This window comes from Pantoea sp. V106_11 (assembly GCF_029967885.1).
Lineage (GTDB): Bacteria > Pseudomonadota > Gammaproteobacteria > Enterobacterales > Enterobacteriaceae > Pantoea > Pantoea ananatis.
The window spans coordinates 10,723-35,633 of the sequence record NZ_JASCAK010000028.1 but is presented as its reverse complement, the minus strand read 5'-3'; the positions used below and the strand labels follow the sequence as shown (position 1 = coordinate 35,633).

Here is a 24,911-nt window from a genome sequence, read left to right as displayed (position 1 = left end):
GGATCCTGGAATTAAACGTTGTCAGCCTGACAGCAGCGATTACTATTTGGAAATGAAATAACAGGATGACAGGCAGTGGAAAAATGAATCGCCAGCCCATGTTTACGCCCCAACAGCTGTTGAGCTTTGTTGCCGTATGCGAAACCACCAGCTTTACCCGCGCCGCCGAACGGGTGCACCTGTCGCAATCGACGGTCAGCCAACAGGTGCGGCGGCTGGAAGAGATGGTCGGTAAAACGCTGCTGGCACGCTCGTCCCACCAGGTGCAGATCACCGAAGAAGGCGAAAAACTGCTGGGCTATGCCCGCCGGATCATTGCCCTGAACGGTGAAGCCCACGATGTACTGAGCGATAAGTGGCGCGATGGCATCCTGCGCCTTGGCGTTCCGGAAGACTTCGCCGCCCCCACAGCGGGACTGCTGGCGCGGTTCAGCCGCGAACATCCGCACCTGCGGCTGGATGTCATGAGCGGAATGCAGGTGGAACTGCGGCGCGCCTGGCAACGGGAAGAGCTGGATATCATGCTGATCAAGCAGCCTTACGGTGAGCGCCCACTGGCTTCGCGCCCGGAGCCGCTGCTGTGGCTGGACAGCGCCGCGCATCCCTGCTTCGAGCAGTCGCCGGTTCCGCTGGTGTTGTTTCCGCAACTAGGGCTGTACAGGGAGGAGATCTGCCAGACGCTGGATTTACTCGGTCGCAGCTGGCGGATTGGGTACAGCAGTGCCAGCCTGGTGGCACTCTCCGCCGCCAGCGCCCAGGGCTTAGGGATAACGCTGCTGCCGGCCAGCTGTCGCTTACCTTCGCATCGGGTTCTGGATAGCCAACAGGGTTTACCGGTGATTGATACGTTTGAGTTGGCACTGTTTTGTCGTCAGCCCGAAGATGTGCTGCAGCGCCAGCTGGCGGATGCCCTGGCCGACTTCGCCGGTCTGAACTGGCAGTGATTTTTTAAATAGCAGGCAGTGGAAAACAACCCAGCAGAGAAAGCCGCAGTTTGTCAGATTAAAGACTCACTCACTTTCGCAGGAGTCGCTGATGCAGACCGCTTTGCCCACCAGCCGCCGCCGCTTTCTCCGCCAGGGGGTTCGCCTGACCGCCGCCAGCAGTATGATCATGGCCGGAATGACCGCCCCGGGCATGGCCGCCAATCGCAGCGCACCGCCCGCGTCCTCTGGCAAAGCTTTGCCGCAAACCGATCACTACGTTTTACGTAATGTAGTGCTTGAAGAGGGCTTCGGACGTGACGGTGACGAGATTGTTGAGACGAAAACGGCGCGCTACGACATCACACTTCGCGATGGTCGATTTCATCAGATCAGTCCGGCCGGACAAGGTGACCGTTCACTGCCGTTTTGGGATGCGCAAGGTGCCCTGCTGCTGCCGTCTACGCAGGATATGCACATCCATCTCGACAAAACCTTTTACGGCGGCCCCTGGCAGGCACCGCGGCCGCGTAAAGGCAAAACGATTATGGACATGATTGCCCGCGAACAGGTGCTGATTCCACAGCTGCTGCCCACCTCTCAGGCTCGGGCCGAAGGGCTTATCGCCCTGCTGAACGCCATGGGCACGACCCGGGCGCGCAGCCATTGTAATATCGATCCGGTCAGCGGCCTGCAAAGCCTGGAACATCTGCAGGCCGCGCTGGCAAACCATCCCGATTTCCCCTGTGAGATTGTCGCCTTCCCCCAGCATGGATTGCTGCATTCTCAGGTTGATGGGCTGATGCGCGAGGCCATGCAATCTGGCGTGCAGTATGTTGGCGGACTCGATCCTACCCATGTGGATGGCGCGATGGAAAAATCCCTGGATGCCATGTTCCAGATTGCGCTCGACTACCAGCGCGGTGTCGATATCCATCTGCATGAAACCTCTGCTGCTGGCGTGCAGGCGATTCGCTACATGATTAAGACCGTGCAGAATAATCCCTCGTTACGCGGTAAGGTCACCGTCAGTCATGGTTTTGCGCTGGCAACCCTAATGGGCGCAGAGCTGGACAAGATGATTGCCGATCTGGCCGAGCAGCAGTTCAGCATTGCCTCCACGCTGCCCATCGGCAAGCTGACCATGCCCGTGCCACAGTTGCAGGCGGCAGGGGTAAACGTCATGACGGGCACCGACAGCGTGATCGATCACTGGTCACCATTTGGCACCGGCAGCATGCTGGAAAAGGCCAATTTATATGCCCAGCTGTACGGGGGATCGGATGAATTCTCTTTAAGCCGCGCGCTGGCGATTGCGACTGATGGCGTGCTTCCGCTTTCTGCCAGCGGCGAACGCCAGTGGCCGCGCATCGGCGACAGCGCCAACATGATGCTGGTTGAGGCCAGTTGTTCGGCGGAAGCGGTGGCACGGATTTCGCCCGTGATAGCGAGTTTCTCGCGGGGTAAACCGCAGTTTGTGCGACAGCAGGTTTAACGCAGATGCGCCTCACTTTACGCAACGGCGCTAAAGTGAGGCGCGGACATCTCAGGCACAGCGATGTTAAGCCCGGCCAGCCTCCCTCTTTTTCGACATTAACTCCATCGCCAGCGCATAGAGCGGCGCGCCGTCAGGGGCAACAGGATCGTCTTCTGCATAACATCCGATCATAGAGGCAACTTTATCTGCCGATAAGGTTTCGCCATAAAGATGGAGCGTCAGGACAGCACGACCAACGATTTTTAGTACGTCTTCATGCAAGATCTGCGGGATATTATTCAATGAAAAAACCCTCTGCCAGTGGTTATATCGATCTATGTCGCTCAATATAAAGGAGTTACTCAATGATTTTTACAGGGGCTGAAGCCAATACTTTTACATTACTAATGCTATTTACCCTGTAAAAAAAACGGGCTTCACCGGTTAACTCAATATTCGCTCTTATAAACAAAAGATTATGAATTTATTAACGTTGTCAGACGGTTATCGGACCCGATCCTGGCGAATGTATTCCGCTGTCATTCATTAAAATAATCCACCTAACGCACATCATCTTCAGTTTATTCTTAAAAAAACTCGCGTGAAATGGATATTATTTATTCATAAGGTTAACGTTGCCGTTGCGCACGCTTTCTGACAGACTTGCGCACGCAATGATGCCCCCCACTTTTAGCCGCAGAGGCCGCACCCGTGACCGCTTTTTCCTCGCTTAATTCTCTTCCCGACAGCCAGCTCGATAACCTGCGCGAAATGGGCTATACCAGCATGACGCCGGTTCAGGCCGCCACGCTGCCCGCGATTTTAGACGGACGCGACGTGCGTGCGCAGGCCAAAACCGGCAGCGGTAAAACCGCCGCATTTGGCATTGGGTTGCTGCAGCATATCGACAGCGCTCACTTTCAGACGCAGGCGCTGATTTTATGCCCGACCCGGGAACTGGCCGAGCAGGTCAGTAACGTCCTGCGGCAGTTAGCCCGCTTCACGCGCAACATTAAGATCTTAACCTTATGTGGCGGCCAGCCTATGAGCGCCCAGCGCGATTCGCTGGTGCATGCGCCTCATATCGTGGTCGGCACACCGGGCCGTATTCTGGATCACATTAAGCGTGAGACGCTGAAGCTGGAGAGCCTGCGTACGCTTGTACTGGACGAAGCCGATCGCATGCTGGAAATGGGCTTCCGCGACGATATGGAAACGATTATCGCTGCCACGCCAGCATCACGTCAGACGCTGCTGTTTTCCGCGACCTGGCCGGAAGGCATTGCCGCCCTGAGCCAGCGCTTTCAGCGTGAGGCGCTGAGCGTGGTCACGGAAGAAGTGAGTGAACTCCCTGCTATCGAGCAGCAGTTTATTGAAGCCAGCCACGGTGAAAAGCTGTCACTGTTGATCAGTCTGCTCAGCGAACGCCAGCCCTCTTCCTGCGTGGTGTTCTGTAATACCAAGCGGGAGTGCGATGATATTGCGGCTGCGCTCAATGCACGCGATATCAGCGCCCTGCCCCTGCATGGCGATCTGGAACAACGCGATCGCGAACGGGTGCTGATCCGTTTTGCCAACGGCAGCGGCCGCGTATTAGTCGCAACCGATGTTGCGGCCCGTGGGCTGGACATCAAGTTGCTGTCGCTGGTGGTAAACTATCAGCTGGCCTGGGATCCGGAAGTGCACCTGCATCGCATTGGCCGCACCGCGCGCGCTGGCGAACAGGGCGCAGCGGTGAGCTTTGTCGCTGCAGACGAAATGGCACGCGCTCATGCTCTTGAAGACTTCCTGCAACAGAAGCTGCCCTGGGTTGCGGCCAGTTCGTTAAAGAAAAGCAGTAAAGCGTTACCGGCCGCCATGATGACGCTCTGCATTGATGGCGGGCGTAAAGCCAAAATCCGCCCCGGCGATATCCTGGGGGCACTGACGGGCGAAGCGGGTTACCGGGCTGACCAAATCGGTAAAATCGATCTCACCGCGACTCATGCATATGTGGCGATAGAAGCGGCCCAGGCTAAGCACGCACTGGTCAAGCTCAAGCAGGGTAAAATTAAAGGCAAGACCTGCCGCGCAGTCCTGTTAAAAGATTAAAAAAAAGGGCGAGACTCACTCTCGCCCACGCTTTTATGGCTCATCTATCCGCGTCACGTGCAGCGTTGTTTTGTCGCCTTTCCCCTGCACCTTGCCACTCACTCGCACTTTGTCATTAGCGGTATAGGTTTTACCACCGAACGTTTTTTCCGGCGCGATGAGGGTCACATGGCCGGTATCGTCACGAAACTGATAATTATCGCCCTTTAATTTTTTAACGATATAGCCTTCCAGCGTGACGTAACCGCCCTGGCGGAAGTCACGGATCTGATCGATGTGGGTTTGCCCGGTATCTTCCGATCCTTTGTAGCCCGCATCCTGTTTGCTCTGCGGCGGCGGCGTATCGCCTGTCTTAAAACCACCTTGCTCTGCATATGCACCATACGTTGCCATGGCTAACAAGGCGGCCAGTAATACTTTTTTCATCTCGTACTCCTTTAAGGGAAGGTGTCCATGTTGAATAGTCACTGTTAAGCCTGGCACAAGAATATGCGGCCGTTAGATTTTCCCCTCTCACCTTTTTGCACTTGCTGCCGATAACTTCATCACAACCCTTTTCACCTGCTGCGCTGATGCTGAGGCAACAATGGATAATTTTCAGAAAGAGATCGACGAGAGAGCAAATCTCGCGTTATCGAACAAATTTGAGCTGCTGCTGTTTCGCCTGGGCTCTGACCAGTTAAAAGGTAAATCAGAGCTGTTTGGTATCAACGTATTTAAACTGCGTGAAATTGTACCGATGCCGCCGATTACCAAAGCCGCAGGCATGCGTTCGCCGTTGCTCGGCATGGCCAGTATCCGCGGACAGTTTATTCCGGTGATTGATTTACCGGCTGTCGCAGGCTGTGTTCCAGAAACGGGACTTAACCTGCTGCTGGTGACCGAGTACGCGCGAAACACCCAGGCGTTTGCCGTCGAGTCTGTCGAAAACATCGTGCGCCTTAACTGGAGCCAGGTGCATACCGCTGAAGCCGGGATCGGTGGCCGTAATATCACCAGTATCGCCTGCCTTGATGACGATGAACAAAAAAGCAATCTGGCCATGGTGCTGGACGTTGAGCAAATTTTGTATGACATCATCCCGTCTGTGCGCGGCGTTGAGCCGGAAGCCCCGAAAGAGCGTCAGTTCAAAATGAAGCCGGGTTCAGTGGCGATTGTGGCGGAAGATTCTAAAGTTGCCCGTCAACTGCTGGAGCAAGGCCTGAAGAGCATGGGTATTCCCGCCATCATGTGCAACACCGGCCTGGAAGCATGGGAAAAAATCAAAGAGATGCATCAGCAGGCTCAGGCCCAGGGTGAATCCATTCACGACAAGATTGCGCTGGTGTTAACCGATCTGGAAATGCCAGAAATGGACGGCTTTACGCTGACACGCAATATCAAGCGTGATACGACGCTGCGCCATATTCCTGTGGTGATCCACTCCTCGCTTTCTGGCAGCGCAAACGAAGATCACGTGCGCAAAGTCGGTGCCGATGGCTATGTGGCGAAGTTCGAACTGAACGAACTGTCTGACGTGATTTTTAAAGCAATGGAAGCCGCGAGCTAAGACGTAACGGGCAGCTTATCCCTGCCCAGTAAGGCTTGATATCCACCACTCGAGAATATAAGAATGCATAGTGAAACGCTTCCCGTCATCCGTAAGTCACTGTTTCGTGGTCGTGTCCGTCAGCTGAGCTGGATTGCAGCGATCGCTTTCTGCCTGCTGTTCTGGGGCGGCGTGCTTGCCCTGATGGTTTAGTCAATAGCAGCGGAACGTTGTCGGAAGGGAAACAAAAAAGGCTGCCAGTGGCAGCCTTTTATTACGGTAAATGCAACAACGCTATAGAACTCTTTAGCCTTTTCAGAGCGCCTGAGGCTGGCTCTGAGCTGCAATCCTTGTCGCGTTAATTTGAACAACGACCGTTTTGCAAAAAATGCATTTCGCTCCATGCGGGTTGGCTCTTGTCACATCGAAATGTGATGTACGGTACTGCGAGCCACTACAGTGAGGACATTTAAAACGCGTAATTTTCAGTCCTTAGAGACCAACAACGTTCGCAGCAGCTGGGCCTTTGGCACCATTTTCTACTGTAAACTCAACTTGTTGACCTTCATCTAATGAACGGAAATCTGTGCCCTGAATTGCAGAGAAATGTACGAATACATCTTTGCTGCCGTCCTGAGGAGAGATGAAACCGAAGCCTTTCTCAGCGTTGAACCATTTAACGGTACCGCGGATTTTGTTAGACATGTTTAATTCCTTAATAATAGAGCCTTCCGGCGTAATGGCCTGAGAACAGATTTTAATCAGAACGTAAGAGAAGACTCAAAAAGAAGGAATGTCTCGCGACAGGCTTAGAGATGAGAACTGCTTTGGTTACTTACTTTGATAGTGTCTGTTAATCAAACCGACGATTCATTAGGTCATATCCTGCTGATGCATGCAAGGGTTATTTTAAAATAGTTGCGAGTGGGCCAGATGAACGTCATGCACAGAAATCTGGCCCGTTCATTTGTTACGGTTTGCGAATATGCACGTGGTGCCCCTGCTCGCCTGCCGCCAGATCGTCGCGCAAAGTAAGATCCGGTATCCTGTAATCGCCGCCGTTTTGCCGATAATAGGCGACAGGTTCGGTCACAAACAGATTATCCAGACGCTCGCCCAGCTCTGCACACAGTGCTGCAAAGCGCGCGCTGTCGGTGCGGCCGGTGCGATAAAGCGTAAAAGGCGGCAGCACGTCAAAACCGGGATAAAACAAGATGCCATGCTGAATGGGGAACAGAATGTCATCGATATGGCCGTTGATGCCGCGTGGGCTGTAGTGGGATTCCCATCCGCCCATCGTGACAACCAGCATCGCACGCTTCCCTGCCAGCGTTCCTTCGCCATAGCGGTCGCCCCAGTGCGTATCTGAGTGCTCCCCCACGCCATAAGCAAAGCCGCAGGCGTAAACACGATCGATCCAGCCTTTCATGATTGCCGGCATAGAAAACCACCAGAGCGGAAACTGTAAAATCACCGCATCGGCCCACAACAGTTTTTCCTGTTCCTGCACAATATCTTCACTCTGGAAGCCGCCTTCAAAAGCCTGGGTGGATTCAAAAGAGGGATCAAAGCGTTCGGCATTCTGGCGATGCTGCGTGTCTGCCGACGAGACGCGCGCCTCCCAGTTCATGGCATAGAGATCGGAAACGCGCACCTGATGACCCAACTGCTCCAGGTGGCTGACGGAGAAACGCGCCAGCGCGCCGTTAAGAGAATGGGGTTCAGGGTGGGCAACAACGATTAACACATTCATAAAATCACCTGCTTTGATGGGAATCTGAGATGTAGCCTGCATCCGAATGTGCTATCAGTAAAAGTAAATGAATGGATATTCACTATAGGCAAGACTGATACCATGAAACCCGATCTCAACCTGTTAATGACTCTGAATGTGCTGTTACAGGAAAACAGCGTGAGCCGGACGGCGCAGCGGCTAAATCTTTCTCAGCCTTCTGTCAGTGCCCGGCTTGAGCGCCTGCGTGAGTGGTTTAACGATCCCCTGCTGATCCCGGTATCTCATGGCATGCGCCCCACCGCGCGCGCCGAGGCGTTACGCCTTTCGCTTGAGCAACTAAGCGGCATGATCGATGAGGTGGTTGCTGCGCCAGGCCCGTTTATCCCTGCCGACGCCGTTCAGGAGTGGCGCGTGGCCGCCACGGATTACGGTGCCCAGACGGCACTGGTTCCCCTGATGGCAGCATTACGTCAGGAAGCACCGGGCACCCGGCTCGCCATTCTGGATATGAAACCCGCGTTGATCGCGCAGCAGTTGGAAAAAGGCACGGTCGATCTGGTACTTCATTTGCGTGACGGCGTACCTGACGGGCTGCATATCCGCCCGCTGTTTCAGGAGCGCTACGTGGTGGCAGGACGTCAGGGTCATCCCGTCCTGCATTCTGATATCACCGCCGAAGCACTCTGCGCGCTGGAGCATGTAGTGGTATCGCCAGACGGCGGCGGCTTTCGCGGTGTGACGGATAGCGTGCTGGAAGCCAGAGGGTTGAGCCGGAAAGTGGTGCTCTCTGTGCCCCACTTTCTGTTAATGGGCAGCGTGCTAAGCACCAGCGATTTGGTGGCGTTGATGCCGGAGAGAGTGGCGGCGATGATGCCGGGATTGATGACCGTGAAGCCCCCGATGGCGATTCCGGGCTTTGAGCTGGTGATGCTGTGGCATGAGCGATCGCACCGGGATTTGGGGCATAGGTGGTTGAGGGAAAGGGTGGTGGGGAGGTTTTAGAAGCATGTCTATATAGTGAGGAGTTTCGGCGTTCATGCTGAATCCAGATGGTATTCGGCATTTAACGTGGACATGGTTTTTACCATTTTTTCTATAAGCTGCTTTAAGAGCCTGATAAGATGTTTGGCATAATTATTTATGAATTACCAGGAATGCTCATGTCACCACTAATGAGCATTCCTGGGCGTTTTGAAGTGAACGTAAAGGTTAAAATTCTAACTCGCATCATATATCTAACAATCAAACTTTTCTTTTTTCAATTCTTGGCTCGCTATACCACTCTGATTTTTCGTATGCTTCAAGCCTATCCATCCTTCCTTCAAGCATACAAGTAAAATGGTTTTTCAATGCGTTTGAAAAATAACAAAGGCTTTTTAAATTTCTTATATAAACGAAGTTGCCTTTAAAATTTTCAATATCAGGCTCAACTACCCTATCATCATCAGTCATGTATGTCACAATAAAATCCCTCACATAATAAACCAACACATCCTAATGTGATTTAATTAGGAAAAAATTAACCTCAACGGTCTCCCCCCACATTATAAATTCAATTTGATAAGAGTCCCTTACTAAGAGAATGGTATAATCTCCCCTCGGCTTAACATCAAAATAATAAATTTTAATAATCGAATCAAAAATACTACAAAATGGCAATTGATAATTATTCATTTCATTTATCCTTAATCATTTGCATTGTCTTACTATCAAAACCATACCCATTATCAATTAAATAGTTATACTCACGACCAAATCCTGTCATTTCCATCTGTTGCGTACTTTCATTCATTCGATACAAATTATCTTTTACTGGCTTTGCCGCAAGCAATATCGGATCATTTCTTAATATTACATTATCAAGCCATGGTTTATTGTATTCTTTCCAAAGCTGGGTTGGATTTTTATACAAATCATCAGGTGTATTCAATAAATTAAACCCACCTTTCCTTGGTCCAAAATCAGTTGATTTCGGCAATCCGAGTTCATTGATAATTGATTCGATATCATCGCTGAATGTACCTACCCCACCCACTTGTATTGGGGCGTGTGGTAAGACCTGAGGTTGCCGAATTTACTTAATGGTCAAACCTAAAAATTCATCTGCATGAATCATGGACGCATCTATGAGGTTATTCCATATTGAAACACACGTAAGTTAGATAGAATATCTACAGTTTAATGAACAAGCATCTGCCTGTTCATTCAAGAATAAAATAAAATTATTTTTCCTGTCCTTTTCCCTGATATCTATCTTTAGATAAGCTCATAGAAAATTGCACCGTCAGATAGCTGACAAGCTCACGCTTCATCGCTGGTTTTAAAGCTTTTTCAATAACGTCTTTCAGGGCACGGCACTCGAGACTCAGGTCCGCAAACATATGCTTGATACGGCAATTTTCGTCTTCAAGAACCCTCGTCTTTTTGATATCAGAGGCTTCCATGCCGCCATACTTCGCTTTCCAGTTATAGTATGAAGCCTCAGATATTCCCGCTTCGCGGCAGACATCTTTGACGGTACGTCCGGCTTCAACAGACTTCAGAACGGTGATGTTCTGGTGCCCGGTAAATCGGGCTTTACGCATGGTGATCTCATCAGGGGCATAATTAGTATGTCGGAAGATCTCTAAAAATGAATGGTTCAATTAAGCGGGATACTTACACACCCCGGCGAAAATCACCTGACACCTCAATATTTTTCCATCTGCATTTAATGGCCCTTATTTCATATATGGATCCGCGTTTGCTAAAGAAAACCCGCCATGATGACCGAGATAGCATTATAAATGACAATCTTGTAATTTACTGATTACATTAAGAATTGTTCCTGGCGGTAGAACTGTTTCGTTTATCTGATCACTAGTATTAGCACTCCATACAAGCCGATCGCCAACACTTGTCTTGATAAAGTAAAGATAGCAACGTTTATCTTCCATCGGGACACATGTCATATCAAATAATCCATCAATCAATTTTTCACCGCCTCCAAGAAAATAATCTTTTGCATTGTTATAAAGCTCATCAGCACCAAAATCTAAATCGTTGGTAACAAGCTGGTTTATTGGTGATTTTGAATAAAAGCTGAACGTTGTTCGTAACTCAAAAGCGTCTACGTCATCAAACACCTTTTTACCTTCAATATATAAAGCAAAAAGACCATTTTTCCAGATATCATCTGGATCGTTCCAGCATTCAACGACGTCAAACTGGAGAGCAAAATGAAATGGATCGCCATAAATCATTTTATTCTTACTCCTAATTGTTTCTGGATTGCAGCTGGTATTTGACCACTAGTCAAAGCATTCTTATCTGCAGTACTTCCGTTCCAATGATATTCACCATTCGTACCAACAAAGCGATGCACATTCCCTTGGCTATCAACAGCAAATCTAACCTCCTTATTTGAATATTGTTGTGTACTCGGAATTGATTGCTCAAAAAGCTTTAGTGAATATTGAGGTTCAATACCAGCGCCAAGCTTATTTCCCAACTGACCTGGCATATATTTTCCATTCGATTTAATAAATCAACCTATTGGTTGATAATTGCTCCGGTATCATCGCTGAATATACCTAACCCTCACACTTGTATTGGTGCGTGTGGTAAGACCTGACGTTGCCGAATTTACTTAATGGTCATACCTAAAAAATTCATCTGCGTGAATCATGGACGCATCTATGAGGTTATTCCATATTGAAACACACGTAAGTTAGATAGAATATCTACAGTTTAATCAACAAGCATCTGCCTGTTCATTCAAGAATAAAATAAAATTATTTTTCCTGTCCTTTTCCCTGATATCTATAAATCCGGGGCACGCGCTTGTGATTCCAGCATTATCCTGTCTGTTCAGCACCTGGAACAGCTTCTTAAAACCGTACCGGGGATAACGTTCAGCCGCTTCTGTCAGCGCCAGGATCACGTGCTCATCCCGGCGGAGATCGGGCTGGTAAAAATACACCGTCCTGCTCAGCGATAATGTCCTGCATGCCTGGCGTAAGCTCATAGAAAATTGCACCGTCAGATAGCTGACAAGCTCACGCTTCATCACTGGTTTTAAAGCTTTTTTCCGAAGACATCTTTTAACGCACGATTCTCCAGACTCAGGTCGGCAAACATCTGCTTCAGACGACGATTTTCGTCCTCAGGGTCTTTTATTTTTGATATCAGCTGCTTCCATCCCGCCGTATTTCGCCTTCCTGTTGTAATAGCTGGCTTCAGAGATACCGGCTTCACGGCAGACATCCTTAACAGTTCGCCCGACTTCGACGGACTTCAGAACAGCGATGATCTAGTGCTCAGTAAATCGGATCTTACGCATAGCGATCTCCTCAGGGAACATGATCAGTATGTCGGAAGATCTCTAAAAGTGAATGGTTCGTTTAAGCGGTATACTTACAATCCCGCCACTGAGTGCGGGATTTCACCATCTACATCTGTAATTTCCAAAAATTCATGCCATCAATAAGCCAGTATTGCTCTTTGTCTGGTACTAACAAGCCAAAATCACTATTTGCTTGAGCGTTCCAATCAGAAGTTACAGACGCTTCGTGACTTCTATCCCAATCAGTATGGCGATATATTTTTTTGTCAAAATTGATATAAAACTTAGGTAGCCGCATTCTCCAGCTATCCCACTCAACTGATACTGGGTCTGTTAATGTAGATAAAAATCGCTCAACATAATCATAAAAACTGACAAGCTGCTCGTCAGATCTGCCCAATGTGAAGAATGATCTCATCCAGTCAACTGTATAAATAGTAACATCATTTTTGGTTATGTAATCTTTAAAGCTATCTTTAGATAATACAGGAACTCCATTTCTGAATGAACTTACTGCATCATCATACAGAGACTCTTTCATCCATCCTTTAGCTATATACGCCTTATATTCCGGCCTAACATCGATGCAGTAATTACCCTTATTATCAACAACATAATAATGAATACCATCCATAACAAAGATAGCTATATCTTTATCACCATTAAAAATTGCATCGAGTAAATTCTGATAATCATTTGTTAAACTCATTCAGAAATTCCTCTTTTGTTAATACACGAGCTCTTGATGAGTTTTGCTCTATCAACCTATCCCACACCTTAGGTAGTTCAAGCGAAACGCTAGGTTGACCTTTTGTAGGATCAACAATCTTAGGAGCATCCGGATCTTTGGGTACCCCAGGAATTGGCCTTTGAGGTACTGCTGCATCCATTATTTGTTTATGGAGAGCCGCATCGACTTCAAATACGACTACGCTGCCATCTTGCCTTCTATTGGTCAGATAATAAGCAGCATGATTTGGTCCATTAGTGCTAACACACAATTGCCCACTACAACCCGAGTTAATAGTTACACTTCCGTCAGAGTTCACATTAATTCTATTCTGGCTTGTTTGTGTACCATTTCCTCCACCCTCAACCCGAAAATAAGTTTCAGATGAGTTTGGTGCATTTTCTATAGGTTTTGCCGTCGAGTTTCCGGGTTTCGCACCCAGTGCAACATCCTTCCCAAACTGTTTCGTCAGTGCTCCAGATGAAACTAAAGCACTCACACCACCCGCGATGTATATTGAACCAACGTAGGCTCCTGCTCTCGCTCTGGCTTCTTCCTCTGTGTAACCGAAGGTCATAAACGCTTGCGTATACCCTTCCAGAACGTTAAACACTTCTTTCGCATTCGGATCTGTCGAGTTCAGCAAGTTCATTATCTGCTGATAGCCTGCCTGAGCCTCTTTCGGGTTCTGGTAAGTCTGGTTAAAGTAGGTATCTTGCGCGGCCTTCGCTTTTTCTCTTTCTGCCTGACAGTCAGCACCTGTGCCACTACAAGCAGCGTAAACAGCCAGATCGCTTTCCAGATCCTTACGATTTAAAGCATCACGCTCTTGTTGCTCCTGAGGCGTCAGATTCTGCTTATGGTTCAACTCCGCCTGGAGGCTCTTCTCCGTGCTGCTCAGATAATTGTTCTCCACCGTAACCTTCCCGGCCTGAGCAGCAGCAACCATATCTGCAGCCCCACTCCCCGCCAGACCGCCAGACAGACCCGCGGCCAGTGTTGCCAGCGCCGAGACGGTTTCTTTCTCCCTGTCATTCATTTCGTACGGCTTCTTGCCGTAGATTTCACTCGCCAGCATGCCGGTCAGCTCGCCTGTCACCGCCCCTGCAGCTCCTGCTGCGATATTTTTGTCCTGCGCGGCCGCAAGCGCCGCATTAACAACCGCATGCGCCATTAACCGGCTGGCCGGGTCTAAATCTGAATGTCCGATCAGGTTAGCAATATAAGGGGCTGCGCCACCGGCAGCGGCGGCGCGGATATCACCCGAGGCAAGCCCCTGCACGGCAGCCGTTGCGGCTGTAACAATGCGCTGCACGCTCCCGCCAACGGCGTAAGGGGAAGCACTGAGCGCTTTATCGTAATAGCTCTGCCAGGCCTGTTTGCTGATTTGCTCACTGGTCGGCGTCTTACCCGGATTCGCTTCTTCCCAGTCCTTTTTAGCCTGCTGCAGCTTTTCCGGACTGACCTGCTTCATGTCATTATTTGCAGCACGCGTCGCTTCAATTGCGCCCTGTGTTTTGACAATATCGCCCACCTGACTGCCAATCTCGCCAATCATCTGCGCGGTCTGCAGTCGCTGCTGTTCTTTCTCTTTGTTAAAGATCGGGCTGATGCTGTCGTTGGCATGTGCCGTGTCACGACTCAGCGTGGCGGTATCCTGCTTTTGATTAGCCTGATCGCGCACCACTATCGTACCGTCAGACACTGCTGACTGGGTAGTCCCTTCAGCATGCCCTTTTCCACCTTCGCCTGCCAGCATGGTATTTGCCATATTCCCGGCAAACTGACCGCCCAGACTGGCACCCGAGCTCATGCCGATGCCCTGATGCTCGGTTTTGTAGTCGGCCTCGTTATGCAGATCGGTAAAGCCCAGTGTGCCGGTATCCAGACGGTTTTTATCCGCATCGGCCTGACTGGCGATGACCGCACCGTTAAGCTGTGTATGGTTGCCCACCGTGACATCAAAGCCGCCATTGCCAGCATAAAGACCGCTTTGCTCCTTCACGCTGTCGAAATTGCTGTGCATCTTGTCCTGGCTGGCGTTGATATACCCGGACCCAGTCATGGAGCCAAAGGTAAAGCTGCCGCCTGCACCAAAACTGGACTGCTTCGAGTCGTATTTGTCGCTGTCCTGCAGGCTGGTAATAGTCAGATCCCGACCCACATCCGCCTTCACGCTGTTGCCGTTGACCTGAGCGCCACTAAATGTGGTATCGCGACCGCTGCTGATGGCAACCTTGCCGCCGCTGTCCAGGGTCGTTTCGCTCCAGACCGTACCGTTGCCTTTCTCATTGCCCTTAGCGCCATTGACGCTGGCAAAGACGCTTACTCCCGCACTGCCTGCCCCAACGCCGAAGCTGACACCAATGCCGCCGCCGCTGCTGCTGTTTTTACCTGTGGTTTGCTGGGTGTTTGCCGCACCGGTTAGGGTGATGTCGTTTGCCGCCTGTAACGTCGTATCGCCGCCTGCTTTCAGCTGACTACCAGAAATCACTAGATTGCCGCTGTCTGGCCCCTGGCCTTTGCCCGTGGCATTGATACTCAGATTACGGCCTGCATTGATCGTTGAGCCGTTAACCGTGTCTGACTGCTGATGCTGCTCCGATTTCGACTGCTGGGTAGAAAGTGAAATACTGATGCCGATGCCGTTATTAGGATCACCCTGTACCTGAGCAAGCTGACTGGCCTGATTCGCCTGCACGCCAGACAAGACTGCCTTGGTCGCCTGAAGCGCGGCCAGACGACCATCACTCTGCTGTTTGGCTGACTGCGCCGCAGCGACTGCACTGTTCACGGCTTCCGCTACCGCACCAGACAGCGCCAGCGTTAAACCACTGGTACGTTGCTCCGTTCTTTCATCGTGGGTACGCAGATCGTGTCCTGGCGTAACAGTAACGCTATCACCCTGGAGCGCCATATTACCGCCCGCCACCAAATCGGCACCGTTAACCTGCAACTGCTTGCCAGCGGTAACTGAAACATTCCCTTTAGTACTGCCGACGGTACTGATGCTCTGGCTTTGCGTTGTTCCTTTATCGCGCATCTCCTGCAGTGATTTACTGCTACCGATGCTGATACCAATGCCGCCCGTTCCCATCAGGCCGCTCTTTTTCGTTTCCGAAAAACGCCATGTGGAATCGGTATTAGTTGCGGCAGCAATATCGACATTGTTACCGGCATCCAGTGCCACATTGCCATCACCAACGACCTGAGAACCTTTTACCAGCAGGTCATTACCTGCTTTAACTGAGACATTGTTGCCGCTCAGCAGGGTGCCTTTTTCATTCGTTGCACTGTCTTCCTGAATGGTGTGCGTGGTCTTTTTACTCAGGAAGCCTTTTTTAGTTTTGGTTTCTTCTTTGTAGTAATAATCGCTTTCGGTCGCCGTATTCAGGTTAACGTCGCGACCGGCCTGTAGGGCGATATCCTGTTTTGCCGTCACATCGGTTGCTTTGGTATTGATATCGCGACCGGCTACCAGAGTGGTACTGCCGCCGCTGGCGATCTCGGTGCCCTGCTGACGCACGGTTTCACTGATAACAGTTTTCTTGTCGCCTCTCTCGCTGTAACCGGAACCGGTGGCTTCGGCATTCAGGTTGATATCACGGCCCGCTTTCAGCGCGGCATCACCTGTGGCGGCGATGGCGGCGGCCTGACTGTTGATATCCTGACCGGCAGCCAGGCTGAGATTACCGCCGCTGCTGACGGACGTGCGATCCAGACCGGTGGAATGGGATTCCTGGTTACCACTTCTATTATTCTGAGTGTTAGTAGCGCTATTGAGGTTCAGATCATTGCCCGCTTTCAGCGTGGCATCATTTGCGGCGTTAAGGTTACTGGCGGTGACGTTCAGATCGTGACCAGATTGAACCGACAGATCGCGACCTGCTGAAATCTGGCTGGCTGTACTTATAGTTTTTTGGTTATTGATATCTAAAATACCTGAGCCGTTAAGTCTATAACCTGATATTTCCTGATTGTTTTTTATAATAATATCACGCCAGGCATTCATCATTAAATTGCCACCAGCATTGATGTTGGATGCCGTATTGTTGATATTATTACCAGCCCGAACACTCAAACTATCAAGCGATTTTATTTCCGCCATTGTTCCTGAGATAGTATCACTTACAAAAGAGAATTTTTTATCCTTAGTTAAATCACTAATTTCCCAAGATGATGCCACAGATATATTATTTACATCACCACTAACACTCTCAAGAGTAACTTTTTTACCTTCTATACTTGAACTAATATTATTTATATTATTTAATGCATTAAGATTTAAGTCTTCACCTGCATTTATCATACCTCTATTCGTATTATCAACACTCCCATTAGCATCAACAAAAATATTATTTTTTGCAGTTATGGAACTACCACCATTAATAAATCCGCCACTTGATATCGCTATATTATCCCCAGCAACAACCCCCCCAACCCTAAGCATTACATCTTTGGGCGACAAATATATTTTAGGTACCATTACCGTTTCACCATTTATCCTCACAGCCTCCCACCAAATTATACTTTTATCAAGTGAAGCAATCTGATCCGCAGATAATGAAATGCCAAACTGTAAACCCAATGCCTGTTGTTGAGATGCTGCACTGTCAATTAAATAACGCATCTGTTCAAGATCAGAACCAATACCATTAAGATAACGACTACCTGTCTGATTCAATAAAAAATTAGTAGCATAACGTGTATCAAACGCCGCATCACCGAGAAAATGATAATCATAATCAGGTTTCAGATTAAGTCTATCGAGAAGATAAGACGAGCCAAGAAATGTTGTTTTATCATTATAGAGCTGACGAGTTTCTTGTGGTGCATTACCGGGTTGTCTGTTGAGCAGTGCATTGAGCTCATTAAAATATCCTGTATCTAAGTTACCCAATTCATTGAGCTTAGGATTAACTGAAATAAGATACCGACTTCCAGGTTTTTTTGAAAAAATGAAATAGTCATTATTAGACTGAGGTAAAGGATATGCGGTTAGGTCTACAGAGGCAGGTTTAGTTAGAATGTTGTCTGCTTGTAAAGACTCATAAGTATTTCTCTCAAGAGATTTTATTTCAAATGATAAAGGATACTTTTCTGAATGTGTAGAATGAGGGATGAGCGAAGAATCGCTATAACGTATATTATCCAATGACTCAATTGAATTGATTTCACGCAAAGCATCAATCAATAAACTGCGCCATGCCAAATTATCAACAGGATAAGAATCAAAGGTATTCATCTTGGATGGAGCTAAACCGGAAATGATATCATGCTGGGCAATTGTACTTATCACAGGACGAGATAGAGCAGGTGTAATTTTCCCTTTAACATCAATGCTATCACTATTGTTAATAAAATCAGTAAAGTTGAGAGATAAATTCCCATTACTTTGTAAAACACCTCTATAAGACGATGCTGTTTCAGTCCTAAACCTATCTGTAGCTTTGAATGTTATTGCATCTAAAAACTCATTGGGTATGTTGAACTGTGGCCTTGACGTGATAATTTCTTTATCCCAAGAATATGGCTTAAAGAAAGAAAGTAAAGACCAATCGTAAGGCGTATAAATCCTATAAACAGTTTGAACCCCTGACTGCCAAGTCTGGTTATTCAATTTACTCCCTTTAAGGGAAATGTTACCCTGCGAAAATATAACACTGGCAAGATTATCTAAAACCTGAACATTCCCTGTTATATTTCCGTGTGAAACTATACTGCCTTTATTCCCAGTAGCAGTCGTATTGTAAATAACTCTGGATACGACCACTTCTTTTTCTTTATTAGGATCAACCTGAATAGCATATGAATGCGGTGGTGGTTTACAGTTACAATCATAAAACACCTGAGGATTCGCGACATTCACATAAGCAATTTCTTCAGGCTTAAATAAAATTGATGGTACGTGTATTATATCTGGCTCATCCCCCTCGAATTTAGGATAAGAGTTTAGTATATTTTCGGTAACTGTACTGCCTTGATTTATACTTTCCCATTGATTCAACAAATGCCCGGTATTGATATTAATATCCCCACCCTGGGTCTCAATCGTCCCTGAGGTGTTGATCACTTCCCCGTTGGCATTGCCCGCGCCATCGCGCTGCATCCACAGGCTGTTGCCCGCCAGAATATCGCCGCGCTGGTTGCGGATGCTGTTAGCAAATAAATAGAGATTCTGCCCGGCGTAAAGCAGCGCCGTGTTGACCAGGCTGCCTGGCGTGCTGATGGTCAGGTTACCGAGCGTGCCGGTAAAACCGTCTAGGGTGACATCACTACGGCTGTTCAGGGTAACGTTGCCGCCGCCCTGCAGGCTGCCAGCACCGTTCATGGCGATGCGGTTGCCTGTCAGGCTGCTGTCAGCGCCGCCGGTGGTGATCTGGCCGTTGTTGGTGAGGTCGCCGCCCGCATTCAGCGTCACGCCCTGGCCCTGCATTGTGCTCTGATTTTCCAGCGATCCGTTGCTGTTAAGCGTCAGCCGGTTGCCCGCTGCCAGCGTGTTATGACTGACGAAGCTGTTCGCCAGATTCACTAGCACATCGCCCAGCGCAACGACCTGACCGAACTGGTCAAAACCGTTACTCACCAGCGTCAAACCGCCGCCGCTGAACAGCCGTCCCGATCCGGCCAGGTTAACCTGCGCGGCATTCACGTTCAGTTGTCCGGTGCCGAGCACGGTGCCGCTGTTACCGAGATTCTGATAATTAACGGCCAGGTTGCCGCCCTGCGTCATGCCCTGGTTCTGGAAATTGGTGCCGTTCAGAGTGCCCTGTTGATCGGCTAGCAGCGTACCGTTGTTAGTTAAGCCGGACGCGTTCAGCGTGAGCTGTCCGGCCTGCAGCCAGCCATTATTTACCAGTTGCGGTGTGGTAAAGGTCAACGCGCCGCCAGCCAGTAATCTGCCGTTATTGGTGGCTGAGTTGGTGGCGTTGACTGTGCCACCAGCCCCCTGAATCAGACCATAGTTATAGAGATCTGGTGTGGTCAGCGTCAGCGCGTTCTGAGAAACCAGAGTGCCATTCGCGGCGTTGGTGAGATGCCCGGTGGCGCTGAGCAGCAGGTTATTGTCACCCTGCAGGCGGCCCGCGTTATCTAACGCACCGGTGTTAATCTGAAGATCGCTTCCCTGAATACGGCCCAAATTATTCAGCGATGCCGACTGCAGGCTGATTTTTCCGGCACTGAGCAGGTTCTTATCCTGCTGCTGTGTCAGCGCGCCGTTGAGCTGCACGCTAAGGCTGTCCGCGCCAGTAATTTCCCCGTTATTGTTTAGCGTGTCGCCTTTCAGGGTGAGGTTTTTAGCCACCCATTGCCCCTGATTCGCCAGCGTCAGCGCCTGTAAGGCTGCGGTGCCGTTGGCAGAGATCTTGCTGCCTGCGGCGGCATCCAGCCTGTCGCTCAGGGTAAGTTGCAGGCCATCGGCACTTTGAATCGCTCCACCGTTGGCCAGTTTTGCCGCATTCAGCAGGATCTGTTGCCCCTGCCACGATCCGTTGTTGGTGACGTTATCGGCCGTAATCGTTAACGCGCCCTGCGTGAGAAGCTGTCCTCCCGCGTTATTCACAAGTTCACGCGTCGGAGCGCTCTGCGCCAGCAGCATTCTGAACCGCTGCGGGGCAGGTCCGAGCGTCAGGGATTTCAGACCGATAAGGTTGCCCTGGTTGGTCACGCTGGCGGGAGTAACCGACAGCGTATCGCCCTGAATGGCGCCACTGTTGTTCAGCGAACCGCCGTTAAGCGTCATGGCTTTTTCGGCGAGGACAGAGCCGCTATTCACCAGATTTTGCGCACTGAGTTGTGCACCGCCCTGACTGAGGAGTGATCCTCCGTTATTAATATCGTTATCGATCGCGGCGGTAAGCTCGCCGGTGCTCAGCAGCGAGCCCTGGTTTTGCCAGCTACCAGACGTTATCTCGGCATTCACCCCCTGCAGGGTGCCAGCCGTGTTTAATGTCGCCGCGCCAAGCAGCAGATCGCCACCGCTTAACGCTCTGCCTGTTGAAGACTGGGTGAGATCGCCGGTGCTGAGCGCATCAAGGGAGGTGGAGCCCTGCCACAGGCCGCTGTTATTCAGCGATCCGGCACGCAGCGTCAGCCCGCTTGCCATGATTTTGCCACTGTTAGTCAGGCTCTCGGCATTCAGGCTGGCGTTACCGCCCGTAATCAGGTTGCCGCTGTTATCCAGCAGCCCCGTGGTTTGCCCGTCCAGTGCACGAGTGCCGTTGAGGGTACCGGTGTTTTTTAAGCTGCCGAAACGGTAACTGAGCTGGCTGCCCTGCCAGGTTCCTGCGTTACGGGCGTCCGTACCCTGCAACGTCAGTGCGCCACCGGTAATCAGTTGGCCGCCCGCAAGGTTATTCAACTGACGGAACCCTGCCGTCAGCGCGTTATCGCCCTGCAGCAGCCCCTGATTTTGTAACGTATCGCCCGTTATCTGCAATTGCTGGCCTGCAACGCTACCGGCGTTAGTCAGTGACTGCGCCTGGACCTGCGCCAGCTGACGCGCCAGCAGCTTGCCGTTTACGCCATTATTCAGCGTGCCGGTCAGCGCAGTATTCAACGCGTCCGCATTCACCTGGCCGTTATTGGTAAAATCGCCGCCGTTGATGCTGAAGGTGCCCGCCACCTGTAACAGCCCATCATTTACCAACTGGACAGGTGCCAGGCTCAGTCCGCTTCCGCTGTCAAGCCGACCGTTCGCCAGGTTAGCAATTTGCGCGCTGGTTATCGCCAGTGCGCTGTTGCCCTGTAGCAGGCCAGCATTACTGAGCTGGGGAGCCTGAATAGTTAGCTGATCCGCAGCAAGCGTGCCCGCATTGGTTACTTTGCCAGCCTGCAGGTTCATTGCCTGCTGGGCCGTCAGGGTGCCACCGTTGTTAAGCTCCCCAGCCACAGAGGCGGTGATATTTTTTGTGGCCTGCACACTGCCGCTGTTTTGCCAGCTTTGTGCTGTGACAGCCAGATTATCGCCCTGCAGCTGTCCCTGGTTGTTCAGAGAGGAGGCCGTAATGTCAGCACTACCCGCCGTCTGCAACTGGCCCGTCGCCTGATTGCTCAGACTACCGCCTTTCAACGTCAGCGCCGTATCGCCCTGAATCAGTCCGCTGTTGATTAAATCGCCCTGAAAGGCCAGCACTTTTGCCAGTAACCAGCCGCTGTTGTCTGTGGTATTTCCCTGCAGATCGACGCTTTGCTGACCCAGTATCTTGCCGCTGTTGGTCAGGGTTTTCGCCTTCAGCGTGGCATCGCCTGCGCTGAGCGCATTGCCGCTGTTTTGCCAGTTATCCGCCGTCAGAGCCAGTTTATCTGCCTGAATTAATCCTGCGTTAGTCAGGTCACCGCTGTTCAGGGTGAGTTGTCCCGTAGTCAGCAGTTCGCCCCCCTGGCGGTTAGTGAATGTACCGGCCTGAAGAGTAAGGCTGTCGCTGCCCTGAACGCGGCCTGCGTTATCAAGCGTTGCGGCATTGAGCCCCAGCCCTTTTGCGGCAACCAACCCGCTATTGTTAAACTGATCGTTTGCCAGTTGCAGCGCACCTGTAGCCAGCAATTTACCACCGGCCAGGTTAGTCAGCCGGCCATTGTCGGACTGAAGCGAAAGCGCGTTGATTTCGCCGTCGTTGGTCAGACTGCCGCCGCTGAGCTGCAGTGCACCGCCCGTGCTGAGCAGTCCGCTGTTGCTGAAGTCTGGCAGCGTAAGGGTTAAATCGCCCGCCGTCGCAATACTGCCTGAGCGCTGGTTGGTCAGGTCCTGGCTGCGCAGCGCCAGATTCTGCGTTCCCTGTATCAGACCGCTGTTGATAAGGCTGTCGCTGCTCAGTGACAGCTGCGGCGCGGTCAGCGTGCCGCTGTTATTTAATGATGCGGAGCCCACCTGCAACTGATTTTTCGCGACCAGCGCACTGGCGTTTATCAGCGTACCGGTGGCAGTGAAGTTAATATCCTTACCGCTCCCCGTTCCCGTATTACTCAGATTTGCGGCGTTGGCCTGTAACCCATCATTCGCGACCAGGGAACCCTGGTTACTCAGCGAGCCTGACGCGCTGAGTATCACGTCATCACCACTGCTTTTGCCGGCGTGCGTCAGATCCGTTCCCGTAATGTGTAGCCGTTGCTTAGCCGCCTGCGTTCCTTCCAGCGCGATCTGCCCCGCCCGCAGAGTAATGTTTTGCCCCTGCAGATGTGCCGTCGTGCCCGTGTGTAAACTGCCGCTTGTCGACGTCAGCATCCCGTCGGCGTTGACGTCGCCGTTAATATCAACGTGTTTACCTACCTGAAGCGCGATATCACCCTGGCTGGCACTTGAAGCACCGGCTGCGCTGCTCAGGTTGTCACTGTTGATTGCCAGCCCCGAGCGCCCCGACAGGTTCCCGTCCTGAAACAGATCGCCCGTCGACAGAGTTAATGCGCCATCACTCAACAGACTGGCGCCCTGCGTGTTGCTTATGCGATCGCGAAAAGTTAAAACGCCGTCGCCCGTCGCCCCAAGCGTGCCCAGTTGATCCAGCGAATTGCCATTCAGGGTCAGTAAACCGGCACTCTGCAAAGTTCCGCTGTTACGTAAGGCATCACTTTTTATGTCAACACCACTTCCCTGCAATGTGCCCCTGTTATCAAAACTGTTGCTGACAGCATTTAACTGACCTTTAGCAATGAGCGTCCCGTTGTTTTCCAGCGTAAAAGCATCCAGCGTTACAGCATCGGCACCCTGCAAAGTGCCGCCGTTATTCAGGCTGTTACTCTTAATTCTGACGTTATTGCCCTGCAGAATCCCCTGGTTCGTAACATAATTACCGACCATGGCGAGCTGCCCTTTAGCGAGTAACCCGCCGCTGTTGCCTGTCGTAAATGTATTAACAGACAGGTTATTGCCCGCGGTTACCTGTCCGGCATTATCAAACTGACCGGCCGGGTCCAGGCTTAAGCCGCCGGTGAAGTCTGGCTGCGCGTTGAACGAGATGTTATTGGTGGCATTGAGTGCACTGCCGTTGTCGAGCGACAGGCTGGTCGCGGCAAGGTTGATGCTGTCACCGGCCACGATCTTGCCGCTGTTGATTTGCAGACGCTTGCCGCCCTGCAATGCAATAGTGCGATCGCTCCCCAGGCTCCCATCGTGCAGACTGATAGCGTTTTGTACGGTTATCGTCGCCGGGCCAGCGGATTTATGTTCACCGCTCAGCTCTACGCTTTGCGCACTGGCGGTCAGTGCCCCGCTGCTGAGACTGTTATGCACCGCCAGTTTACCGTTCGCATCCAGGGTGATATCGCCCTGTCTGGCCAGTAAGTTACCCAGATTGACGCCGACGCCTTTTTCGCTCGACACCAGATGAATGCGGTTGGCGTACATGCCGCCCAGTGCGCTGGTATCGACCGCCACGCCGGGCGCAGGCCCTTCGCCGTTAATGGGCGTTATCGATCCATCCTGCCCGACGCGGTTTGCTCCCAGCGTAACGGTGAGATCTTTGGCGTGAATCCCGGCATTGATTTCCGTTGCGCGTGCCACAATCGATACTGCATCGGCTTTACTGCCGTCCAGTCCCTGGCCCTCGATGGTAATGGTGCCTTTACTGACCTCCAGCGCGGCCAGGTTGCCGTTGGCATCAAACTGCGGTTTACCGGTGGTCAGCGTCACGTTCGGCGTATTGATAAAGCCACAGCCGTTACAGGTAATGCCGTAAGGGTTAGCCACCATGACATTGGCGGCTTTACCGGCCACTTCGGTATAGCCCTGCAGTTGTGAACGATTAGCCCCCACCACTTCGTTAATAATGGCGCGCGCTTCCTGGCCGGCTTTAAGGTTGGGGTTGTTCTGGATCAGCCCGCCAAGCTGGGTCTGCGTGAGCTGGCCGGTGGCGTTATTGAGGATAAGGCCCTGTTGCCCGACGTTATATTGATCGTACTGGTTATGAGAAACACCCGCCTGATTCGGCGTTGCAATATTGACCACGGGCACGCCATTGCCTGCCGCATCCATCCTGGTGCCTGGCGTGACTGGCGTGATTTCTGCGGCCATCACGGGCAGCATCGGTTGCACCGCCACCAGATAGCAGATGAGGTAGCTCAGCGCGCGACGGGCAAGGGAAACAGGCTGACGATCGTCCATAAT

The 24,911-nt window shown here is 51.1% G+C and carries 17 protein-coding genes and 2 pseudogenes; 6 read left to right on the top strand and 13 right to left on the bottom strand.

Features of this window, described 5'->3' with window-relative positions; translation table 11 throughout:
* Positions 1–83: 83 nt before the first annotated feature.
* Complete coding sequence (locus QLG08_RS10785) at positions 84–944, top strand: LysR family transcriptional regulator (protein WP_042677574.1); 861 nt, start codon at positions 84–86, stop codon at positions 942–944.
* A 91-nt stretch (positions 945–1,035) separates the two neighbouring features.
* Positions 1,036–2,418 (top strand): amidohydrolase, encoded by a 1,383-nt coding sequence (locus QLG08_RS10780; RefSeq protein WP_282472905.1) that lies wholly within the window; start codon positions 1,036–1,038, stop codon positions 2,416–2,418.
* 66 nt (positions 2,419–2,484) lie between these two features.
* Here the strand turns inward: QLG08_RS10780 and QLG08_RS10775 are convergent, their stop codons facing one another.
* Positions 2,485–2,703 carry a hypothetical protein gene (locus tag QLG08_RS10775; protein ID WP_014606481.1) on the bottom strand — a complete coding sequence of 73 codons (219 nt, stop codon included), beginning with the start codon at positions 2,701–2,703 and terminating at the stop codon, positions 2,485–2,487.
* Positions 2,704–3,111: 408 nt separating this feature from the next.
* On the opposite strand from QLG08_RS10775, the gene dbpA reads away from it, so the two are divergent.
* The gene (dbpA, locus tag QLG08_RS10770) at positions 3,112–4,491 is read left to right on the top strand and encodes an ATP-dependent RNA helicase DbpA (RefSeq protein WP_210494633.1); all 1,380 of its coding nucleotides are present in this window, start codon (positions 3,112–3,114) and stop codon (positions 4,489–4,491) included.
* A 33-nt stretch (positions 4,492–4,524) separates the two neighbouring features.
* On the opposite strand, the gene QLG08_RS10765 is transcribed toward dbpA, so the two are convergent.
* Entirely contained in the window at positions 4,525–4,917 is a 393-nt protein-coding gene (locus QLG08_RS10765; RefSeq protein ID WP_022622687.1) for a NirD/YgiW/YdeI family stress tolerance protein, read from the bottom strand.
* Between the two features lie 160 nt (positions 4,918–5,077).
* On the opposite strand from QLG08_RS10765, the gene QLG08_RS10760 reads away from it, so the two are divergent.
* Both QLG08_RS10760 and QLG08_RS10755 read left to right on the top strand, forming a co-directional pair.
* On the top strand, positions 5,078–6,040 hold the full coding sequence (locus tag QLG08_RS10760; RefSeq protein ID WP_013024807.1) for a chemotaxis protein: 963 nt from the start codon (positions 5,078–5,080) through the stop codon (positions 6,038–6,040).
* A 63-nt stretch (positions 6,041–6,103) separates the two neighbouring features.
* Complete coding sequence (locus QLG08_RS10755) at positions 6,104–6,232, top strand: hypothetical protein (RefSeq protein ID WP_019106665.1); 129 nt, start codon at positions 6,104–6,106, stop codon at positions 6,230–6,232.
* A 102-nt stretch (positions 6,233–6,334) separates the two neighbouring features.
* On the opposite strand, the gene QLG08_RS10750 is transcribed toward QLG08_RS10755, so the two are convergent.
* The 3 genes from QLG08_RS10750 to QLG08_RS10740 form a co-directional block, all read right to left on the bottom strand.
* Positions 6,335–6,502, bottom strand: a complete 168-nt coding sequence (locus QLG08_RS10750) for a cold-shock protein (protein WP_110983139.1) — start codon at positions 6,500–6,502, stop codon at positions 6,335–6,337.
* Between the two features lie 9 nt (positions 6,503–6,511).
* Positions 6,512–6,724, bottom strand: coding sequence for an RNA chaperone/antiterminator CspA (gene cspA / locus QLG08_RS10745; protein WP_009091867.1), 213 nt, complete (start codon positions 6,722–6,724; stop codon positions 6,512–6,514).
* A 265-nt stretch (positions 6,725–6,989) separates the two neighbouring features.
* The gene (locus QLG08_RS10740; protein WP_041457505.1) at positions 6,990–7,772 is read right to left on the bottom strand and encodes an NAD(P)H-dependent oxidoreductase; all 783 of its coding nucleotides are present in this window, start codon (positions 7,770–7,772) and stop codon (positions 6,990–6,992) included.
* Positions 7,773–7,874: 102 nt separating this feature from the next.
* Here QLG08_RS10740 and QLG08_RS10735 point away from each other — a divergent pair, with 102 nt between their 5' ends.
* Positions 7,875–8,756 carry a LysR family transcriptional regulator gene (locus QLG08_RS10735; protein WP_210494635.1) on the top strand — a complete coding sequence of 294 codons (882 nt, stop codon included), beginning with the start codon at positions 7,875–7,877 and terminating at the stop codon, positions 8,754–8,756.
* Between the two features lie 240 nt (positions 8,757–8,996).
* On the opposite strand, the gene QLG08_RS10730 is transcribed toward QLG08_RS10735, so the two are convergent.
* From QLG08_RS10730 to QLG08_RS10695, 8 genes and pseudogenes are all read right to left on the bottom strand, one after another.
* Positions 8,997–9,206 carry a hypothetical protein gene (locus tag QLG08_RS10730; protein ID WP_210494637.1) on the bottom strand — a complete coding sequence of 70 codons (210 nt, stop codon included), beginning with the start codon at positions 9,204–9,206 and terminating at the stop codon, positions 8,997–8,999.
* A gap of 223 nt (positions 9,207–9,429) precedes the next feature.
* A complete protein-coding gene (locus QLG08_RS10725) occupies positions 9,430–9,732 on the bottom strand; it encodes a hypothetical protein (RefSeq protein ID WP_210494639.1) in 303 nt (100 codons plus the stop codon).
* 283 nt (positions 9,733–10,015) lie between these two features.
* A pseudogene (locus QLG08_RS10720) lies at positions 10,016–10,339 on the bottom strand (transposase); the annotation flags it as partial.
* 195 nt (positions 10,340–10,534) lie between these two features.
* Positions 10,535–10,996 (bottom strand): immunity 42 family protein, encoded by a 462-nt coding sequence (locus QLG08_RS10715; protein WP_210494641.1) that lies wholly within the window; start codon positions 10,994–10,996, stop codon positions 10,535–10,537.
* Positions 10,993–11,256 (bottom strand): hypothetical protein, encoded by a 264-nt coding sequence (locus tag QLG08_RS10710; protein WP_210494643.1) that lies wholly within the window; start codon positions 11,254–11,256, stop codon positions 10,993–10,995. Before QLG08_RS10710 ends, QLG08_RS10715 begins: the two co-directional genes overlap by 4 nt.
* A 301-nt stretch (positions 11,257–11,557) precedes the next feature.
* Positions 11,558–12,045, bottom strand: a pseudogene (locus tag QLG08_RS10705) (transposase); the annotation flags it as partial.
* A gap of 139 nt (positions 12,046–12,184) precedes the next feature.
* Positions 12,185–12,787, bottom strand: a complete 603-nt coding sequence (locus QLG08_RS10700) for a hypothetical protein (protein ID WP_210494645.1) — start codon at positions 12,785–12,787, stop codon at positions 12,185–12,187.
* Positions 12,771–24,908: a hemagglutinin repeat-containing protein gene (locus tag QLG08_RS10695; protein WP_282472904.1), complete on the bottom strand. Its 12,138-nt coding sequence runs from the start codon at positions 24,906–24,908 to the stop codon at positions 12,771–12,773. Before QLG08_RS10695 ends, QLG08_RS10700 begins: the two co-directional genes overlap by 17 nt.
* Positions 24,909–24,911 lie beyond the last annotated feature (3 nt).

Bases quoted from the DNA above. Each gene is read 5' to 3' on its own strand.
- QLG08_RS10710 (WP_210494643.1), bottom strand. From the start codon at position 11,256: ATGCCAGGTCAGTTGGGAAATAAGCTTGGCGCTGGTATTGAACCTCAA.
- QLG08_RS10785 (WP_042677574.1), top strand. From the start codon at position 84: ATGAATCGCCAGCCCATGTTTACGCCCCAACAGCTGTTGAGCTTTGTT.
- QLG08_RS10715 (WP_210494641.1), bottom strand. From the start codon at position 10,996: ATGATTTATGGCGATCCATTTCATTTTGCTCTCCAGTTTGACGTCGTT.
- QLG08_RS10780 (WP_282472905.1), top strand. From the start codon at position 1,036: ATGCAGACCGCTTTGCCCACCAGCCGCCGCCGCTTTCTCCGCCAGGGG.
- QLG08_RS10695 (WP_282472904.1), bottom strand. From the start codon at position 24,908: ATGGACGATCGTCAGCCTGTTTCCCTTGCCCGTCGCGCGCTGAGCTAC.
- QLG08_RS10700 (WP_210494645.1), bottom strand. From the start codon at position 12,787: ATGAGTTTAACAAATGATTATCAGAATTTACTCGATGCAATTTTTAAT.
- QLG08_RS10730 (WP_210494637.1), bottom strand. From the start codon at position 9,206: ATGACTGATGATGATAGGGTAGTTGAGCCTGATATTGAAAATTTTAAA.
- QLG08_RS10760 (WP_013024807.1), top strand. From the start codon at position 5,078: ATGGATAATTTTCAGAAAGAGATCGACGAGAGAGCAAATCTCGCGTTA.
- QLG08_RS10740 (WP_041457505.1), bottom strand. From the start codon at position 7,772: ATGAATGTGTTAATCGTTGTTGCCCACCCTGAACCCCATTCTCTTAAC.
- QLG08_RS10735 (WP_210494635.1), top strand. From the start codon at position 7,875: ATGAAACCCGATCTCAACCTGTTAATGACTCTGAATGTGCTGTTACAG.
- QLG08_RS10765 (WP_022622687.1), bottom strand. From the start codon at position 4,917: ATGAAAAAAGTATTACTGGCCGCCTTGTTAGCCATGGCAACGTATGGT.
- QLG08_RS10755 (WP_019106665.1), top strand. From the start codon at position 6,104: ATGCATAGTGAAACGCTTCCCGTCATCCGTAAGTCACTGTTTCGTGGT.
- cspA (WP_009091867.1), bottom strand. From the start codon at position 6,724: ATGTCTAACAAAATCCGCGGTACCGTTAAATGGTTCAACGCTGAGAAA.